At 36.3% G+C, this 21,164-nt stretch carries 10 protein-coding genes; all 10 read right to left on the minus strand.

The window, feature by feature from the left end; genetic code table 11:
* Positions 1-378 precede the first annotated feature (378 nt).
* Complete coding sequence (locus tag P2W65_RS03950; RefSeq protein ID WP_289663668.1) at positions 379-2,775, minus strand: glycoside hydrolase family 95 protein; 2,397 nt, start codon at positions 2,773-2,775, stop codon at positions 379-381.
* Positions 2,776-3,055: 280 nt separating this feature from the next.
* The gene (locus P2W65_RS03955) at positions 3,056-5,002 is read right to left on the minus strand and encodes a sialate O-acetylesterase (RefSeq protein WP_289663669.1); all 1,947 of its coding nucleotides are present in this window, start codon (positions 5,000-5,002) and stop codon (positions 3,056-3,058) included.
* 114 nt (positions 5,003-5,116) lie between these two features.
* Positions 5,117-6,607: a cellulase family glycosylhydrolase gene (locus tag P2W65_RS03960; RefSeq protein WP_289663670.1), complete on the minus strand. Its 1,491-nt coding sequence runs from the start codon at positions 6,605-6,607 to the stop codon at positions 5,117-5,119.
* A gap of 97 nt (positions 6,608-6,704) precedes the next feature.
* Positions 6,705-8,942, minus strand: coding sequence for a glycoside hydrolase family 3 C-terminal domain-containing protein (locus P2W65_RS03965; RefSeq protein ID WP_289663671.1), 2,238 nt, complete (start codon positions 8,940-8,942; stop codon positions 6,705-6,707).
* 87 nt (positions 8,943-9,029) lie between these two features.
* The gene (locus P2W65_RS03970; protein ID WP_289663672.1) at positions 9,030-10,595 is read right to left on the minus strand and encodes a GH39 family glycosyl hydrolase; all 1,566 of its coding nucleotides are present in this window, start codon (positions 10,593-10,595) and stop codon (positions 9,030-9,032) included.
* A 231-nt stretch (positions 10,596-10,826) separates the two neighbouring features.
* Positions 10,827-12,833: a glycoside hydrolase family 97 protein gene (locus tag P2W65_RS03975; protein ID WP_289663673.1), complete on the minus strand. Its 2,007-nt coding sequence runs from the start codon at positions 12,831-12,833 to the stop codon at positions 10,827-10,829.
* Between the two features lie 273 nt (positions 12,834-13,106).
* Complete coding sequence (locus P2W65_RS03980; RefSeq protein ID WP_289663674.1) at positions 13,107-15,506, minus strand: glycoside hydrolase family 31 protein; 2,400 nt, start codon at positions 15,504-15,506, stop codon at positions 13,107-13,109.
* Between the two features lie 123 nt (positions 15,507-15,629).
* A complete protein-coding gene (locus P2W65_RS03985) occupies positions 15,630-18,113 on the minus strand; it encodes a glycoside hydrolase family 2 TIM barrel-domain containing protein (RefSeq protein WP_289663675.1) in 2,484 nt (827 codons plus the stop codon).
* A 77-nt stretch (positions 18,114-18,190) separates the two neighbouring features.
* Complete coding sequence (locus P2W65_RS03990) at positions 18,191-19,558, minus strand: hypothetical protein (protein WP_289663676.1); 1,368 nt, start codon at positions 19,556-19,558, stop codon at positions 18,191-18,193.
* Between the two features lie 22 nt (positions 19,559-19,580).
* Positions 19,581-21,155: a RagB/SusD family nutrient uptake outer membrane protein gene (locus tag P2W65_RS03995; protein WP_179004093.1), complete on the minus strand. Its 1,575-nt coding sequence runs from the start codon at positions 21,153-21,155 to the stop codon at positions 19,581-19,583.
* Between the last annotated feature and the right edge of the window lie 9 nt (positions 21,156-21,164).

Genomic DNA, 21,164 nt, shown 5'->3' on the forward strand with positions numbered 1-21,164 from the left:
ACAAACTAAGAAAAGGATAATTTAAAAAGCTAGCTTTCACACATAGAGCTATATCTATGTTTGTTTATACAAGTGAAACGCCTTTCAACGTATAGAATAACTATGTTTCTATGTGTTTAAAACTATTACTAAAAACAAACCCGACATTTAGAGAGCCTCAGAGAGGCTAAATATTTATAGAAATTAAATTACAAAAAGACAAAAGCTCCAGTGGAGCGAAATATTGATTGCAAATATTATATTTCGCTCCACTGGAGCTTTATATTGTAGATGTCAATTCAATTCTATAAATATGTTGCTTCTCCGAAGCATATTAAAAAAACAAACCCGACAGGTTTTAAAAACCTGTCGGGTTTAACTATAAAATTGAGTATCGTTTTAAAAATTGATTTCTTTTTTTTCTCCCGTTTTCAAGATAATTTCCTGTTTTTTATCGCCAAAAATCAAAGTTGTTTTTCCTCCATTTTTAGAAGAAACAATTACTTTTTCTGGTTTTTTATTGTTCCAAGTCATTTCAATTTCAAATCCTCCTCTTGCGCAAATTCCCTTTACAGAACCGTCTGACCAAGCATCTGGTAAAGCTGGAAGTAATCTAATTTCGTTTTCGTCTGATTGCACCAACATTTCGGCAACTGCTGCTGCGCCTCCAAAATTACCATCAATTTGAAATGGCGGATGCGCGTCGAATAAATTCGGGTACGTTCCTCCTCCTCTTCTTGGTTTTTCTGTTTTCTTCCCGTCCGGATCTACGTAACGAAGTAATTCACGAAACATCTTATAAGCACGGTTTCCATCCCAAAGCCTTGCCCAAAGATTAATTCTCCATCCTTTTGACCAGCCTGTGGTTTCGTCGCCTTTTATTTCTAATGTTTTCTTTGAAGCTTCGGCTAAATCTGGCGTTTTTAAAGGCGTAATATGGTCGCCTGGGAAAAGTCCGAATAACTGTGATTGATGGCGGTGTTTTGGATCATTATCATCCCAATCGAAATACCATTCCTGTAGATTTCCTTTCTTTCCAATTTGATAGGGATATAGTTTTGAAAGTGCTGTTTCCAGTTTTTTTCTAAAATCGGCATCTGTATTTAATACTTTTGAAGCTTTTATAGTTTTATCAAAACATTCGCGGATCATAGCCAAATCAGCCGTTCCTCCGTACAATGTTGCTCCCACAAATCCGTCAGTTAGCTTATATTGATTTTCTGGCGAAGTCGATGGCGAAGTAATTAAGTTTCCGTTTTTATCTGGAACCAACCAGCCCAAACAAAATTCGGCAGCACCTTTCATCAACGGATAACCTTCTTTTTTCAAATAGGCTAAATCCTGACTAAAAGTATAATGTTCCCAAATATGGGTACTCAACCAAGCTCCTGCCATTGGCCAGCATGCCCACATTGGATCTTCTTTTCCGAATTGTCCAACCGGATTGGTCATCGCCCAGATATCTGAATTGTGTGCCGCAGCCCAACCTTTATCTACACCGTAAAAAGTCTTTGCCGTAACTTTTCCTGTTACTGAAAGGTTTTTAATGAAACTCAAAAGTGACGAATGCATTTCGGAAAGATTGGTGTTTTCTGCCAGCCAGTAATTTTCTTCCAGATTGATATTCATCGTATAATTACTGCTCCAAGGCGGGCTTAAATGCGGATTCCAAAGTCCTTGTAAATTGGCAGGAACTCCCAATGTTCTTGAAGAACTGATTAAAAGATAACGTCCATAATTGAAATACAAGACTTCTAGGTTTTTATCTTCTTTTCCGTCAGCATAACGCAATAAACGTTCGTCTGTTGGCAAATCCGGAGCGGTCGTTTTTCCTAAATCTAAGTTGACACGACTGAAGAATTTTTGATAATCGGCAATATGAGATTCTTTTAGTTTGTCGAATGCTTTGGCGTAGGCATTATTCAAATTCTGCAAAGCAATTGAAACATCATCTAAACCTTCTGATGCTGGATTTTTGTCAAAACCATTAAAACTTGTTGCGAGAGAAACAAAAATAATCGCTTCGGTTGCATCTTTTAAAGTCAACGTTTCTCTAGAACTCGTAATTTTTCCGTCGGTTTTTTTGATTTGGACTAAACCTGTAAATCGTGTTCCTCTATCTTTTAAATTCAAGTATTTTGGAAGAACAGTATATCCTGTATTTTCATGAATTGGCGCAGCACCTCTCAATACTAAAATATTATTTCGCACTTCGACATTTGATTGCAAAAGGCTTTTCAAGTTAATATCAAAATTCAAGGCTCCCTTGTGATCTGCTGTTAATTTAATAATCATTACTTTATCTGGAGCTGACACAAAATATTCGCGAGTATATTTTATGCCCGCCATTTCGTAGCTTACTTTTGAAATCGCATTCGAAAGATTTAGTTCGCGATGATAATTTACCGCTTTTCCTTTTTCTGAATTATTGATTTCTAATGTTCCTAAAGGCGCATACGATTCGGAATTTTTTCCCTGAACTTTTTTGTTGAGTTCTTCTGCCAGTTTGTAGTTTTCGTTTTGTAAAGCTTCACGAATTGCGGGAATGTTTTTGTAAGCTTCCGGACTCATATTCGCATTTACAGGTTCGCCCGACCAAAGCGTAATGTCGTTCAGATAAATTTTATCTGAATTGGCTCCTCCAAAAACGGTTGCTCCCATTTTTCCGTTTCCTAAAACTAAGCTTTCTTCAAAGAACTCTGCGGGTTGTTTGTACCATAAAACATTTTTGGATTGCGCTGAAATGTTTGTATAGTAAGACGTGAAAAGTAAAATGAAAAATGTTTTTTTTATCATATTTGGTTATCTTATCCTAACAGGTTTTGGAAACCTGTTAGGTATTTATTTTTTTATCTAAACTAATAAAAAAATCTAGTGATACCTAACAGGTTTTGGAAACCTGTTAGGATAAAAACCTATAATCAATCAGATGTTCCTATGGAACATTATTATGAGACGTTTATTTTTTCATCAACGGATTTCATCCGTTGCTACCGATGAAATGTTCCTAGCGGAACATATATCGTTGCGGATTATTTAGCTATTTACTAGGGACTAATCACTAATTACTTAAAAACTACTTACTCACTTTATATTTTTCATTCGCCGTTAGCATTTCCCAATTATCGGTTCTGAATGGCGAAGCAGGAAATTTTTCTTTATTGAAAAGATTAATTGCTGTATCGTCATCTGCCCAACCGTAATGCACTGCTGATGGATTTTGAACTTTATCGCTGGAAACGATTATTTTATTGTCTTTGATTATCGCTTTCGCGGCATGAAAAACTTTGTCTGAACCTGCAATTTCGAAACCTTTTAATTCATCGTTATTTGGCGTTGATAATCCGCTGCCGATGTTATCGAAAGTAAGGATAATTTCGTTTCCTTTTATTGTTTGAGATTTATACGTTGGCCCGCTGTGAACTTGTTTTTTCCCGTAAATATTGTTTAGCGCTGTTGCTGCCAAACGTAATCCGATGTCCTGTTTGTTGGTTGGGTGAATGTCTTTTGCATTTCCGATATCTGTTGTCACGGCCATTCCTGTGTTTGGCAGTTTTAAGGTTTCAGATTGTGCTTCTCGAAGTTCTGCCCAACGGCTTCCTTTTTGGCTGTTTCCTCCAAATTCGTCGAAAGTGGATAATTGAACGAAATAAAAAGGGAAATTTCCTTGTTTGAATTTTGTTCTCCAATCGGTAATCAGTAACGGAAATGATTTTTTGTATTCTGCTGCTCTCCAAACATTGGCCTCTCCCTGATACCATAAAACACCTTGCATAGCATAAGGCACTAACGGATTTACCATGGCATTGTACAATAATGACGGATAACTGTTTGGTGAAACCTCGATTCTCACTTTTATAACATTAAATTTCCAAAGTCCTTCTAATGGAAGATTAGAATCTTTAAAATCAATTTTTAAATCTTGTGGATCACCGTAGATTCCGCCACCACCGCTGTAATCTGTAATTCTTACAGCGATTACGTTTGTGCCCTCTTTTAAGACATTTGCCGGAATTTTGTAAATTCTTTTAGCATCCCAAAGATTGTTTGTTCCAATTTGAACGCCGTTTACAAATGTCTGATCTTCGTCATCGACTTTTGCCAAATGTAAAATGGCTTCTTTTTTCGCTTGTTCGGCTGTTAAAACAATGGTTTTTCGCATCCAGACAATTCCGTCGATATTGCCAATCTGCTGGTTTTCCCAAAGTGAAGGCACTTTTATTTCTGGCCAGTTCTTATCCTGGAAATTTGGGTTTTTAAATTGCTCTTCGTTTTCCGTCGAAACATCAAAACCCTGTACTTTTTTCAGATTGTCTAAAACTGATTTTTTATAGGTTTCAAAAATAGCATTGATATCTACAGTTGGAACATCGGCAATCATAGCTTTAAAATCGGGACTGTTTTCGAAAGCTTCACGGCTTGTCCAAGTCTCCACATTTGTTCCTCCCCAGGAAGTATTGATGATTCCGATTGGGATTTTTAATTCTGCATACAGTTTTCTGGCGAAATAGTAGCCAACTGCTGTGAAGTTGCCCACATTTTCTTTGTTTGCTTCTTCCCATTTCCCTTGTTTTAAATCGTCTTTTGGAGTGCCGCTTAAATCTTGTGCCACACCAAAATGACGAATCATTGGATAATTAGCAGTTTCAATTTCCTTTTCGGCATTCATGGTTTTGAAAACCTGAAATTCCATATTCGATTGTCCGCTGCAAATCCAAACTTCTCCAACCAAAACATTTTTGATGGTGATTTTATTTTTTCCAATTACGATTAACTCGAATGGCCCACCGGCTTTTTCAGCAGCTAAACTTACCGTCCATTTTCCGTTTTTATCTGCTGTTGTTTTCTTGATTTGTTTGTTGAAATGAATTTCTACGCTTTCATTTGCATCGGCAAAACCCCAAATCGGGATTTGTTTGTCTCTTTGGAGCACCATTCCGTCAGAGAATATTAAAGGCATTCTCACATTAGCATTGGCTAAAACACTAATTAACAGAAAAATAAATACTAAGTTTTTTTTCATTTTTTTAATTTAAATATTTTTTAAACCATATAAGTGATATAAGATATTTTAAGTTTTTATTTCACACTGCGCTTAAATTTACTTATATCACTTATATGGTTTAAACTAAATTTTTTACTTTAATCCGTCTATTAAAGCGTTTAAAGCTTGAGTATCGAAGACGGTATTATTGCTTCTATTCATGATTCCGAAACCGTTGTTTCCTAAACTTCCTTCATCCCAATAAAAAGGTAATAATCCGTTTGCTTTTGCTGTTTTAACTACCGTTTTTAAATAATACGCTCTTGAATTTAAATGCAATGTCAGCGCATCTCCCGTTAAAGTCGTTCTTCTAATTGCTCCAAATTCTCCCAATAAAACTGGAATTCCTTTGTCTACAAACTGAGTTTTCATCAATTTGAAATTCTTTTCTAAATCGGCTTCTTCGCCCCAAGTTGCATTTCTTTCTGTATCGATTGTAGAATGGAAACCATTTCCCCAATAATAAAACATTTTACCCCAAGTTTCGTCTTTGGTTAAACCAGCAAAATTCCACGGTGAATAATAATGAACCTCAACCATCATTCTGCCTGATACTTTATCTGTAGGCAATGTAGTCATTAATTTGTTTGTTTTCTCGATATCTGTCGTTGGCCCTTGAACTACTAAAACACGAGTAGCATTTTTTCCTCCTGTAGAACGAACCGCATCAATAAAAGTCTGATGATACGAATTTAAAACTGCCATTTGCGTCGCATCTTCAACAGCCGGTTCATTGGCACTTGCAAAAAGTAAATGTTCGTCAAATCCGCGTAAATGTGTTGCGATTTGTTCCCAGAACGCTTTTTGTTTCGCATTATTTTCTACTTTTTTAGCTTCGGTAATATTATTTTCCAGCCAGCCGCCGTCCCAGTGAATATTTACTACAACATACATATCGTTGTCAACACAATATTGTATTACTTCTTTCACTCGGTTTAACCAATCTGTTTTGATTTTTGCTGTTGCAGCATTTTCTAAATTCTGATTCCAAGAACATGGAATTCTGATGGCATTGAAACCATTTGCTTTCACAGCATCAATTAAAGCTTTGGTTACTTTTGGATTTCCCCAAGCGGTTTCTCCTCCGGTTGCTTCCAACGTATTTCCGATATTCCAGCCTAATTTGATTTTTGCTGCCAATTCAACTGCAGAACTTCCCATTCCAGAGGCATCGGCTGCAATCGGATTGGTATTGTAGCTTGGATATAAACTTCCTGGAGCCTGAGAAACTGAAATTGCTTCTGAGGCAAGTTCACCACCACTTAATGTAATCACAGCATTTCGTTGTGCTGTAGTTGTATTTTCTAAAGCAGTAATTTTTACTACAGTTTGTCCTGAAGTTCCTGTAGTCTGACTTAATTTTATCCAACTGGCAGCATTACTCAAAGTCCAATTGACGCCATTAGAATTAATCGTTATTTCAATTGTATTTTCTTTACTTTCAAAATCAATTTTGCTGGTGGTCGAAGAGAGCGTTTTTATAGCGGGCGGATTTTCTTCTTTGTCTGAACTGCAGGCAGAAACTCCCAGAAAAGCAAAACATAAAATAAAGCTCAACAAATAGTCTTTGATTGTTTTTTTCATTTGGTTTGGTTTAAGTTAAGTGTAAGTTTTTAAAATCAACGCCAGCTTATAGTAGGCTGGCGTTGGTGGTTTGGTTATTTTTTAGCAATAACAAGTTTTATTTAACTGTTACCTGAATTTCTTTTTTAATATCTCTTGAAGAGGTTCCCAATTTAATAGTGTATTTTCCTGGCTCAATTGTCCATTTTTTAGCAGCAACATCGTAGTAAGCCAATTCTTTTACCGGCACTTTGATTGTTACTTTTTCTGAACTTCCAGCTTTTACATCCGCTTTTTTGAAACCTTTTAATTCTTGTGCAGCACGAGAAATTTTAGAATCTGATTTTGCTGTATATAATTGAACTACTTCTTTCCCGTCTACTTTTCCTGTGTTTTTAACGTCAACTGTAACTTCGATTACGTCATTTTGAGCATACGAATCTTTATTGGCTTTTGCATTATCAAGCGTGAAAGTTGTATATGATAATCCGTAACCGAAAGGATATAATGGCGCTACGTTTTTAGTATCAAACCAACGGTATCCAATTAAAATTCCTTCTGCATAATTTACCGCTTTGTCTCCAGGGAAACTGTTTGTAGCATGTGCAGGAGAATCTTTCAATTGTTTCGGCATTGTCCAAGGTAATTTTCCTGACGGATTTACTTTTCCTAAAATTACATCAGCCAAAGCATTTCCTCCTTCAGAACCATTAAACCAGCTCCAAACTAAAGCAGAAGATTTTTTACTTACTTCATTAATGTCAAACGGAGCTCCAGCCACCATTACGACAATGGTTTTTGGATTAGCCTCTACTACTTTTTTGATTAATTCTTCTTGTCCAAAAGGCAAGTGCAAATCTCGTCTATCTGAAGCTTCTGTTTCATAATCACGGTTGGATCCTGCAAAAATGATTGCCACGTCTGAGTTTTTAGCTGCTTCTACTGCTTCTTTAACTTTTGCATCGTCTAATTTGTCGATTGTAACTGGACCAGTAGAAGTAATATTTCCTAAATTCCCTTTGTTTTTCTCATCGTAACGCTCTAAATATCCTTCAGCGTAATTGATTTTGATTGATGAAGGAAGTCTGTTTTTAAGACCTTCAAGCGGTGTAACTTCTCTTTTTGTTTTTACACCGGCTCCAAATCCGCCCAAAGCATTTTTCTTTGTTGCATTGTTTCCGATAACGGCAATAGATTTAACTCCGTCCAGTTTTAATGGCAATGCATTGTTTTCGTTTTTCAATAATACGATTGCTTCTGCTGCGATTTTGTAAGCGTCTTGATAGTGTGCTTCGGTTGCGATGCTTCCTTTTGCACGTGTTCCCCCGCCCATTGCTTTAACTTGGAATAATGTTCTTAAAATACGTTTTACGTGAAGATCGATTTCTTTTTCTGAAACTTCTCCAGATTTAACCGCAGCAATTAATTTATCGGCTAAGAAAAATTCGTTGAAAGGTTTTGGTGTTCCCATTTCAATGTCTAAACCGTTTTTCAAAGATTTTGCTGTAGAATGCACCGCAGCCCAATCTGAAACTACGATTCCTTTAAATCCCCATTCGTCACGAAGGATTTTATTCAGCATATAATCATTCTCACATAAATATTCGCCTCTAAATTTATTGTAAGCGCCCATTATACTATAGGCTTTTGCTTCTTTTACCGAAGCTTCAAAAGCTGGAAGATAAATTTCACGAAGTGTACGCTCATCAATTTGTACATCGACAAAATCACGATTCGTTTCCTGATTGTTTGCTGCATAATGTTTTACGCACGCCATTACATCTTTTTCCTGTAAACCAACAATCAAAGGCACTGCGATTTTTTTATTCAAAAACGGATCTTCAGACATGTATTCGTAGGTTCGTCCTCCAAGCGGTGTTCTCACCATATTGATGGCTGGCGAAAGTAACATGTCTTTGTCTCTTGCACGTAATTCTTCTCCTAAACTGGTTCCAAAAGTATGTGCCATTTCTGCGTTCCAAGTTGCTGCCAAAGCGCCTCCTGCTGGATAGTACGTTGCAAAATCGTTTGTCCATCCTGCCGGAGCCCAATTGTCTCTTGAAATTTCTTCACGAACTCCCAACGGACCATCGGCCATTTTTAATTCTGGAATTCCTAAACGTTTTACGCCTGCATTGGCAAACATACTGTTCCCGTGAAGCATTCCGATTTTTTCTTCTAATGTCATCTGCGAAATCAATTTGTCGATTTCTGCATCATGGTCAGTGCTTATTTCTTTTCCAACATACTCTTCGGTTTCTGCCGAACTTGAAGCCGTTGTCTGCGCATCATTTTTACAAGAAGTAAACAATGCAAAAACTAGAGCTGCTGAAAGGAACATCATTTTGTTTTTCATAGATAGTTAGGTGTTTTGTGATTTAAAGATTTTTGATTCCTCACCTCTCATCTTTAAATTCGTTAATATTATGTTTGTGGTTCTTTTTTATTGTTTAATTAAATTCAGCATCACAACATCATTTTCATTGATTTTGAATTCTCTGCTGAAAGTCCCTTTTCCGTCAATTGTAATTTTTTCTGTCGAAATGGGTGCGCCATTATTTTTCTCTTTTATGGAATTGACTTGCTGGTGTGTTAACTGACTTGGTTTATTCATCGCTAAATAATCCGCGAAAGCGTCATTTACTTTATAACCCACTTTGTAAATTTCTAAAAGGTATTTTCCTTTCTGCATTCCGTCAACTTCCACTTTTACTTTCCCTTTTTCTTTTGATGGAAGGTCTTTTATGTAATACGTTTGATTCAACTCTTTATCTCCCGGATGTGTATTGGTAAAATCCCATAATAAAACCTGTACATCGCCTTTTGCATTTTTAGAAGTCCAAGAAGCTTTATCCGAATTTTGAAGTTCTGTTTCTCCTAATTTATTCATTAAATAATAAGAGAAATAGGCCGGCTTTTTAATTCCCTGCGTATTCAATAATCCGAAACCGCCATGAAAAGGAGTAAATCTTGGGCCTGCTTCTTCAAAAATATCCGTAAAAACCCAATAGGACATAGAATTTGCCGCGTTTCCAACTTGTTTTAATTTCTGCAAAATATAAGCTGCAGAATGATAACTGTCATGAATTGGATCTGCTGGTGTATAAGAAGTACTCCACTCTGTGTAATGTAATTCTAAATTTGGTTTAACCGATTCCGTAATCAATTTTCTTGAATGAATAATTTCACCGCTTACACTCCATTCGTCCTGATTTAAAATCGTTCCCGAAGTTCCGAATTCGTCCAAATATCCGTGTTTTACTCCGTATGTATGCGTCGAAACAAAATCCATCGGAACATTATTCTTCGCACAAAAATCAATGGTTTCTGAAACCCAAGCCGAACCTGCCGTTGCTGGCCCGCCGACTTTGTAAGCTGGATTTACTGCTTTTACACCTCGAGCTGCGTAATCGTATAATTTATAATATTCTTCCTGAGTGCTGCTCCAAAAACCTGGTGATAAATTCGGTTCGTTCCAAACTTCAAAATACCAAGTTTTTACTTCTTCGTCTCCGTAACGATCTTTAAAATGCTGCGTTAAATTTCGAACTAAATCTTCCCATTTTTTGTAATCTTTTGGAGGTGTTACGTTGCCTTTCCACCAAAAAATAGTTTCTTTTCCGCTTGCTAAAGCATTGGGCATAAAACCTAATTCAACAAACGGTTTCATTTTCAGACTTACAATATAATCAAATAAAACATCAACATATTGGTAATTGTATTCTGGATTTCCTTTTTCGTCTTCGCGATAAACGGCCATATCATCTGTCAATAAACCATGAAAACGGATATATTTGAAATCGCATTCTTTTTTCACCAATGCCAATTGTTGCTGCCAGTCTGCACGAAGACCTTCGTTTGCTCTTCCGGCTCCAATGCATTCTTTGAACATGGTGTTTAGTTTTCCTGCTTCTTTTTTATAATCAACTTTTATGATTCGGCTTTCATTTTGTCCAAATAAATAGATTGAACTAAATAAAAATGTTGCTATGATTAAAAGTTTTTTCATCTGAAAATGGTGTTTATTTTTTGCTACAGATTAATTAGGATTCTAAAGGATTTTTTTCCTTTCTCTCGCAGATTTAGCAGATTAGGGAGATTTAAATCTTTTTAAACTGTGTATATATTTTATTTACACAGAATTAGAATAAAAAATCTGCGTTATCTGCTAAATCTGCGAGAACATAAAAATCTTTTTAATCATTTTAATCTGTGGCTAAATATTTTATTCTATTAATATCTACAACTTTTTAAAACGAACCGCTCCACCGCCAGCTCCGCCTAATTTCAATTGTAATTTATCTGAAGCTTTTACAGTTTTCTTCGAAATTGCAACTGCTTCTGGATTGTGTTTTTGATCTGTTCCTTCAGCATCTACATAAATCTGTGCTTCGTAAGTTGAATTTGGATCTAAGAATGATAATGAAACCTCAACATTTCTTGGTTTTTCATTGGTCAAAGTTCCTAAATACCAATCAGCGCTGTTTCTGTCTTTTCTTGCTGTTGTGATGTATTCGCCAATTTTACCTTCTAAGATTTTAGTGTCTTCCCAATCTGTTGGAACGTCTTTTAAGAATTGTAAAGCTGGTTTTCCTTCGTAGTTTTCTGGAAGATCTGCCAACATTTGAATTGGAGAATAAATCGTTACATACAATGCCAATTGCTGTCCAACTGTTCCCCGAATTCTTTTTCCTGGATAACCTTGTTTTACCTCAACATCAAAAATTCCAGGCGTGAAATCCATTGGGCCAGAAAGTAATCTTGTAAACGGAATAATACTTAAATGGTTCGGCGGATTTCCTTCGCTCCAAGCGTTATATTCTTGTCCACGCGCTGCTTCTCTTGAAACCATGTTTGGAAAAGTTCTTCTTTCTCCTGTATCTTTTATCGATTCGTGGTATAAAACTGCTAAATCGTATTGCGCGGCTTTTTCTAAAATGTATCTGAAATAATTTACTCCAAACTGCCCGAAGTGCATTTGTTTCATGTTCAGTTTAGAACCAACGTGGCCGATTTTTACAGTATGAATTCCCAATTTTTTGTACAAGGCAAAACCTTCATCAACTTCTTTTAAATAGTTAATTAAGTTTGAACCTGTTTCGTGATATCCAATTAATTCGATGTTCTTTTTCTTCCCGTATTCTACTACTTTTTCTAAGTCGAAATTATCAGCACTTTTCGTAAAGCTGAACATATGCATACGGTTTTCGTACCAAGCTGGTGTCCAGCCTTTGTTCCATCCTTCGATCAATAAATGATGAAAACCTTCTTTTGCTGTAAAATCAATATATTCTTCAGCGTGTTTGGTTGTTGCACCTTGTTTGTCGCTTTCCCAGAAAGTATATTTTCCAATGTGCATTCCCCACCAAATTCCTAAATATTTGTAAGGTTTGAAATAATTGTTGGTGTTTTTTAATTTGTTTGGTTCATTTAAGTTTAAAACCAAATAAGAAGTAATCAATTCACCTGCATTTTCTCCAATTTGAAGAGTTCTCCAAGAAGATGTGAAAGTATCTTTTACACGAACTTTAACGCCATCAGCCCAAGGCACTAAATCAGATTTTAATTCTGTTCCTTTTGTGTTTACCAAAGTAATACTCGCAAAATCGATTAGGTTTGCTTCATGGAAACTTAACGCTAATCCGCTTTTGCTTTCGATTGTTAATGGAGTTAAAACAGTATCTAATGTACTTACTGGTGCATCTTTAAATAAATATTCGTCACGATCTGGTCGGTTTGCAGGAATCCACCATGCTTTTCCATCTTCCTTTAAATTGAAAGTCGTTTTTTCATCCATGATGAAAATACTGTCTTTTACATTTTGTTTTGGATACACATATCTAAAAGCTACTCCATCGTCAAAAGCACGAAACTGAATCTGCAGTTTTCTTTTGTTTCCTGTTTTCTGCTGTAAATCGACTACCAATTGATTGTAGTGATTTCTGATGTTTTTCTTTTCTCCCCAAACTTGTTCCCAAGTCTCGTCAAACGTAGAAGTTTTTGCTCCTTTAATTTCGAAATTTGAACTTAAATCTTCATTTCCTTTCAATACAAATCCCATATCTGACGGAGAAATCACTTCTGTTTTTCCGTGAGAAACGGCATATTTTGGAGCATTTTTTACCAGCTCAAATTTGATTTTGTTTTTTCCATTTGGCGATGCCAGTTCGTAAGCGCTTTTCGTTTTTTGACTGTAGCCTATTGCTATCGAAAACAATACGGCTGGGAGAATTAGATAGTTTTTCATGTTTTTTGGAATTATATTTTTGCCTAAATGCTGGCGATATTTTTTAACACATAGAATCATAGTTTATTGGAATCTTTAAAAGAGGCGTTTCACTTGTTTAAATTCACATAGCTTTCTATGTGTGAGAAACTAGTTTCTTTCCAATTTCCTTTTATTCAAAAACAAAAATCTATGTTTCTATATGTTTAAAAACTTTTATTTTTTTCACCACAAATTCCGCAAATTATCACAAATTCAATTCTTGGAAATTCGTGAAATTCGTGTTTGACTTTTTTATTTTGCCCACTCGGTTTTAAAAGTGGTTTTTCCGTTTAACGGATTTGCAGCTACCTCGAAATTGTTTCCATTTTTGTTCACTTTTATTTCTTGTACCGCATCGCCTTCTGGTAAAAATACTTTGGCTGTTGCCGAAGTGGTTTTGTCGCTTGCGAATACTTTTAATGTCAGTTTACTCCAATCCATATCTTTTGTAGACTGCGCTAAACCAATGTGCGGAATTGCAGTTCCGTCTTTTACTAAAACTACAATTGGCACTTCACCCGCTTTGATTTTATGCCAGCCCGATTGGTACACTTTTTTAGTTTGATAATCGATCCAAGTTCCTTCTGGAAGGTAAACATCTCTTTCTTCAACCTCTTCAAAAAGTGGTGCCACCAACATACTTGATCCAAACAAATATTCATTATCCACTAACCAAGCTCCCGGATCGTTTGGATATTCTACAAAAAGAGCACGCATCATTGGCAATCCTTTTTGAGAACTTTCTTTAGCCTGAGCGTAGATATATGGCATTAATTCGTAACGCATATTATCAGCTTTTCTAAATCCTTCCAAGAATTCTTTGCTGTACAACCAAGGTTCGCGAGGCGGTTCTCCGTGGCTTCTTACGTGTGAAGTAAACATTCCGAATGGTGTCCATCTTCTGTAAATATTCTCAGGAGATTTTGTTGCGAAACCTCCAACGTCATGACTCCAGAAACTGAATCCGCTTAATCCTAATGAAAGTCCACCGCGTAATTCTGCAGACATCGCTCCGTTTGTAGTTTCAGAATCTCCTCCCCAATGTAAAGGATAACGCTGTGATCCTGCCCAAGTACTTCTTGCCCAGATTAAAGTATATCCTTTTTCTTTTTGCGTGATTTCTGCAACAGCTTTGTTATATCTTAATGGATATAAATTGTGCTCGTAAAAACCAGTTCTTCCCGAATGGTAAATTCCGTCTGGCGGAGCTGCTTCTCCAAAATCTACTTTGAAAACTGCAACGCCTTCATCAAATAATTTTTTCAATTTTCCTTGGTACCAAGTTACCGTTTCTGGATTTGAGAAATCTAAAACAGCATCTTCATAAGGAAGATTTCCTTTTCTGTCTCTTACCGCTAAGTTTTTATCCATGATCTCAGGAAACAAAGTATTCTTTGGCGTGAAATAAGGCAACTGCCAAAGACAAACTTGGAAACCATCTTTCTTTAAATCCGACATCATTTTTGTAGCATCTGGGAAACGAGATTTTGCAAATTCGTAGTTGTTTCTCCAATCTACATCAAACCAGCCCGTATCAAAGTGAATAACATCGGTTGGGATTTTGTATTTACGTAAATCTCTTGCCACATCTCTTCCTTCTTTTTCAGAGAAATAGGTAATACGGCTCATCCAGAAACCGAATGACCAAAGTGGTGGCATTGCTGCTTTTCCAGTCAAATTCGTGTATTGGTCTAAGATATCTTTTGGTTCTCCGATAAAGAAAAACAAATCGGCTTCGTCATCTCCAATGTACATTTCGTTGGCACTTGAAAAGTATTTTCCAAAGTCAACTGTAATTGGTGTTGAATGGTGCATGAAAACGCCGTAACCACGACTGCTCATGTAAAACGGAATCGGTTTGTACATCGTTTCATTTTGGATTCCGTTAGCGTCATCTGTCCATAAAACTACTTTTGAACCGCGTTTGTTGAATTGTGTAAATGATTCACCACATCCAAATATTTTTTCGTCTGGTTCTAAACTGAAGGCCGCGCCCATACTTCTTGAATAATCGCTGTTTCGGCGAACGTAAGAAAATGGAAGTGTCGGTGTGTATGTATTTTTAAAGTCGGTATCGTGAAGTGTACTTGTCAGTAATTTTCCTTTTTCATCGTAGATTTTTACGTGCCAAGGTTTTGTCAAAATTTCAACTCTTCCGTGTTTACTTGTGTAACTGTGACCACCTTCTATTTTAGCATATTTCCATAATTCAGGATGATTTGGCGCAACGCCGTCAACCAACATCAAGGATTCTTTTTGCGGATGAAATTGTGGCCCAGAAGTGGTTTTAATACGAACCGTTCTATCTGAAACAAACTGAATTTCGAAAGGCAAAACAGGAGATTCTGCATATTCTGTTGTTGGAAATTCGTTTGCTTTTTCCACATCTGGTTTCATCATCATGTTGTTGAAAGCCTGACGTGTTTTATAATTGTATCGCAGATATTTGATCGTTCCTTTTCCTGTTACAGGATCAAAAGAAGCCAATTCGTCTGCGAAATAAAAAGTATTCAGATAGTTCTGAAAATCTTTACTGATATCGATTGGAGCATTCAGTACATCTGCGTTTTGAATTTGTGCTGTCGCTTTTGGCACAGCTAGAAATCCCAAAACAAAAGCAGAAACTAATGCGGTTAATTGTGAGTTTTTCATTGGTTAATAATGTAGATGTTAGTTCTCCTGCAAGGTTTTCAAAACCTTGTAGGTTTATAATTTTATTCGAAACTTATTATTTATACCTACAAAGTTTTGAAAACCTTGCAGGAACTTGACTTATTATTCTGCCGTAATTACAATTGTAGCTTGTTTTAGCCCATTCGCTTTAGCGGTTAATTCTAATCTTCCAGATTTATCGCCAGATTGAACAATAACCAAACATTTTCCTGCCAAAGCCGTGTGTTTATTTCCTTTGTAAGACTCGTGGCTAACTGGATCTCCGCTGCAAACACCTACAATTTTTCCGTTTCCTTTTAAAGAGAAATTAATTTCATTATTAGCATTTGGAGCTAAAGTTCCATTAGCATCTAAAATATCAACTGTAATAAATGACAAATCATTTTTATCTGCTTTGATAGTGCTTCTGTCCGCAGTCAATTTTAATTGAGAAGGATTTCCTGCTGTTTTAATTTCTTTTTCTAAAACCACTTTTCCATCTTTACGAGAAATCGCTTTTAAAGTTCCAGCTTCAAAAGGAATTCTCCACATTACGTGTAAATCGTCTCCTTTTTTGCTTCTTTTTCCAACTGATTTTCCGTTTACAAAAAGTTCCACCTCATCGGCTTTGTTGTAATATGCCCAAACATCAACAGTTTGTCCTGCTTTCCAGTTCCAATGCGGAAAAACGTGAAGAACCGTTTTATCTGTCCATTCGCTTTGGTACATATAATACACGTCTTTCGCGAAACCGGCTAAATCTACAATTCCGAAATAAGAACTGATAGACGGCCATTCGTATGGTGTTGGTTCTCCGATATAATCGAAACCTGTCCAGATATACATTCCAGAAAGGAAATCGTGTTTTTTAATGACTTTCCAAGTTGCTTCGTGCGTTGAACCCCAAGGAGTTTGGACTTGATCGTATGCTGAGACCGTATTTCCAGGATTTCCTCCTTCAAATTTTTTATCCCAACTAACCGGCCATTTTTTGATGGTATCTGAAACCGTATCATAATAACCTCTTGTCTGCAAACCTGAAGTCGTTTCAGTTGCAATGAAAGGGGTTTTTGGAAAGTTTTTTAAATGATGTTCATACGTTTGATGTGCATAATTGTAGCCTATTAAATCTAAAACACCCGATCCAGCAAGCGGATTAATCGACACATTTTGTTTCTCAAATTGTAACGTTACCGCATCAATATTCATATTTACCGGCGGATTCATCGCTGCAGTTAACGGACGCGTTTTATCATATTGACGCGTAATTGCAGCTAATTCTGTAGCAATCTCAATTCCTTTTTCATTCCATTGTTCTGGGATTTCATTTCCGATACTCCAAACAAAAATACTTGGATGATTTCGGTCGCGAAGCAATTGATCGATTAGATCTTTTTTGTGCCATTTGTCCCAATCGTTTCCGTAATCGTATTTGGTTTTGGTTTGTTTCCACATATCGAAAGCTTCGTCCATGACAATGAAACCCATTTTATCACATAAATCTAAAAGCTCTGGAGCAGGCGGATTGTGTGAAGTTCTGATTCCGTTTACGCCCATTTCTTTCATGATCTCTAACTGACGTTCGATCGCACGAGTATTAATCGCCGCACCTAACGGCCCTAAATCATGATGCAAACAAACTCCTTTTATTTTGACCTGTTTTCCATTTAAAATAAAACCTTTGTTCAAATCGAATTTAAAATCTCTGATTCCGAAATTGGTTTTGTATTGATCGATGATTTTATCGTCAAGCGAAATTTCGGTAACGGCTGTATATAATTCTGGTTTTTCAACCGACCATAAAATCGGCGTTTCAACTTCTGCCGATTGTTTTACGATTTGATTGGCATTGGCACCAATTGTTATATTTTGAGTAACCGATGTTACTTTAGTCTCTTCTTTAAAAATAGTTGTAGTTACTGTTGCCTTTTTTTCTTCAGCATATTGATTTCTGATAGTTGTTTCAAAATTAACGGAAGCATTTTCAGCAGTAACTTTTGGAGTTGTAATATACGTTCCCCATTGTCCCACATGGAGTTTATCAGTAGTTTCGATCCAGACATTTCTAAAAATTCCTGAACCGGAATACCAGCGTGAATTAGGTTGTTTTGAATTGTCAACCTTAACAATTATTTCGTTGTTTTTGTCTCCGTAATTTAAATATGGCGACATGTCATATTGAAAACCAATATATCCGTTTGGACGTTTTCCTAAATAATGACCGTTTATCCAGACTTCACTGTCTTTGTAAACACCGTCAAAAGTAATAGAAGTAATTTTTGTGCTGTCTTCTGCAGCGACTTTGAATGTTTTTTTGTACCAGCCTAAACCTCCGTTTAATGCTCCGCCTCCATAACCTGCGGGACTCTTTTCATCAAATTTCCCTTCGATGCTCCAATCGTGCGGCACATCTAAAGTTCTCCATTTTGTTGAAGCTCCAATGGTATCTTTATCGATTATGCTATCATTCAAATGAAAACTCCAATCTGCATTAAAAGAAACTTTTCTGCTATTGAATTTTTCGTCTGTTGATGATTTGCATGCCGTTAATAAAAGGGCACACACCAATAGTAATCCTAGTTTTTTACACGAAGTTAGCTGCAACATAGTATTCTAAATTTTAATAACATGAAAGCAGTTTAATCCTGCTTTCATGTTATTTTTAAACTGAAAGATATTAATTTTTAGGGAATTATGTAATGAAATACAAACCATTCATCTTTTCCTGCATCATAAGATGTTCCGAACCAAATCCCTTTTTGGAGATAATCATTATTGAAAGCCTTTACCACTTTAATAACACTTACAGTCGGATTCATCCAACTATCTGGATTTTGAATTAGTGTATTTGTTCCTAAATTAATTTCATTTTTCTCTTCATCTATTGTAAACAATCCCGTGGTTACTACACCGTTTTGGCTACGAGTATAATTTAGTTTCCCTCCGAATTGATCAAAACGAATCCATGAATTACCTGCAGCTGCAGTCCAATCATCATTCCAGCCCCAGTTATAAGAACTTGCAGCACCAGTAGTCCATCCTTTTCCTTTTCCAATCCAGTCAACTGGGTTTCCATTTCCGTCTAAACTCCAAACTCTTCCTGAACCTACTCCGCCAGTAATCATTTTTAATAATTCACCAGAAGCAAAAGTTGGATCGAAACCTTCATCATAACTCGGTCCGGTAACAGGTGGTACGTAATTGTCTGCATAATCTTTTGCAACAAAGTTCCAGATATACCACCATGCTCCTTCGCTATTCGTTCTCATAATAGCAATTCTTAACTGATTTTCAGTAAGTTTTAAGATTTTGATGTTATTTGTCCAGTTGCTTGCATTTGCAATATAATTGTCCGGTCTTAAAATTGTTGCTCCAGTTGTTGTTAAAGTATGTGTATTGATATCCAAGAAATAAGTACCACTTTCTTTAAGCGTTCCATCGGCTTCATTAACTTTCATAAATGGACCGCCTTCAAGACTAAAAGTCATTGTTCTTCCCCAATGCATATCTGCATCTGTGCTTGAATTCGCATTTCCTTCTGGTTCCCAGTTTGGTGTAAAATTACCCCATTCTACCGTAGTACTTGGGTCTGCAAATGACATTGCTCCAGGAGCCATACCATATTTACCATTATCGGCAATCCAAACTTTTTGTTTTCCTACTCCTCCAGATAAAGCTGTCCAAAGTGGGTCATTCACATAATTTAAATTGTCCTGAGTTACAGTTATGGTAACTGGATCAAGTTCTACGATTCCTCCACCAGTAACTGCTGAGATTTTTATCGTATAATTTCCTTTAAAAGCGTATTTTACAGTTTCAACGGCTTTGTCTGATTTTCCTGTTACATAATCCCAGTTTAATATAACACCTGGAGTTGTATTTTTCAGGATTACAGTATTTCCTCCTGGATCTGCTGTTAAATCTTGAGTAATTTCAAAATGTATATCCGATTTATCCATCGCGCCGTCAAGGGAATAACTGTCAGGCGAACAAGATGATACCAGCATGGCCAGCATCAAAAATGTCGTAATTAATACTTTTATATTTTTCATTTTTTTACTTTTTAAATTAAAACTACCAGCCTGCATTTTGTTTTAAAACTCCATTAGATAATGTAATCTGAGTATTTGGAATCTGCTGTAATCCTTTTGTATTTTGGATGTTTACTGTAGAAATTGTTTTTGTAGTCTGCACACCTCCATTTAACAAAGTTGTAGTCTCCGCAATGGTTGAAGATGCTTTTCCAATTCCTTGACGTAGTAAATCCCAATATCTAACTCCTTCTAGAGCAAATTCTAAATGTCTTTCGTTCATTATGTTGTCATAATTAACTGGAATAGAATTAAAAGCTGTTTTGTACGCTCTTCTTCTAACATCATCAAAGTAAGCTTGTGCATTTCCGCTTCCTAATTCTGCTGCCATTAAAAGTACATCAGCATATCTTAATACTACATAATCTTGAAACTGACTGATATCCCAGAACTGGCTTCCCATCGTTAATGGAAGATCTTTTCCATCTTTATCTACCATTGGAGTATATTTTTTGTTGTAGTAACCTGTATACTCACGCTGATTGTTTATTTTATCGAATGGGATTTTTTCTTCTGCAATTCCAATTACTGTTGAAACACGTCTTGTATCATTAGCAGCATAAGCATTCCATAATTTAGAATTCACTGTTATACCCCAGCCACGTCCGTAAGGATAAGACGAGAATTCTCTCATTCCAAACATTACCAACCAGTGATTACCATCAGTATTTCCGTTATAATCACTCGTGTAAGTATATTTTATAGAAAATACTATTTCTTTATTCGCTTCACCTGCATATTTGTCAACAGAAGCTGCCGGCCATAATGTAGAGAAATCCTCTAATAAACCATGTCCGCTAGATGCTACTACATCTTCTAAATGTGCCAAAGCTTGTGCTTTAGTCACTACTCCTGCTAAATCCGTTTTGCCATAATATCCTGTGTAGTACAAGTAAACACGACCAAGTAAAGATTTTGCTGCCCATTTTGTAATACGTCCGCTAACTGTTGCGCTGTAAGCTGACGATGGTAAATGATCTGAAGCAAAAACTAAATCTTCTGCAATTACTTTATACACTTCTTCTGGCGCTGCCTGAGGAATATTTTCTGTTGAAGGCTTAGTCAATAAAGGAATATTTCCCCATAAACGAACCATTTCAAAATACAAGTAAGCTCTGATAAATCTTGTTTCAGACTCATAAGTATTTCTTAAAGTAGTATCGCCTTTCCAGTCAATTTGATCCATTTTTGACAATAAAACATTACAACGATAAAGCGCTTTATAGTATGCGATCCAGTTACCGTTCAGCATATCAATATCAGATGGTGAACGTTGAATGTTAAACTCATCAATAGCAGCATAATTGTAGCCGTCTGAATTTCCTGTTCCTCCAAAACAATCATCAGACATTACTTCACTAATTACCGGAACTCCTAAACCAGAAGCTCCTGTCGCCACCTGCATTCCATCATAACAACCAACTAATGCTGCGTATGCATCATCTGTAGTTTTATAAAAATTTCCATCTGTCTGTTGTGTAAGAGGTTCTGTTTCTAGACTGCAAGAACCAAGAGAAAGTAAACTCAAACAGAAAATATATAAATAAGTCTTTTTCATTTTTTTATG

This window comes from Flavobacterium panacagri (genome assembly GCF_030378165.1).
Taxonomy (GTDB): Bacteria; Bacteroidota; Bacteroidia; order Flavobacteriales; family Flavobacteriaceae; genus Flavobacterium; species Flavobacterium panacagri.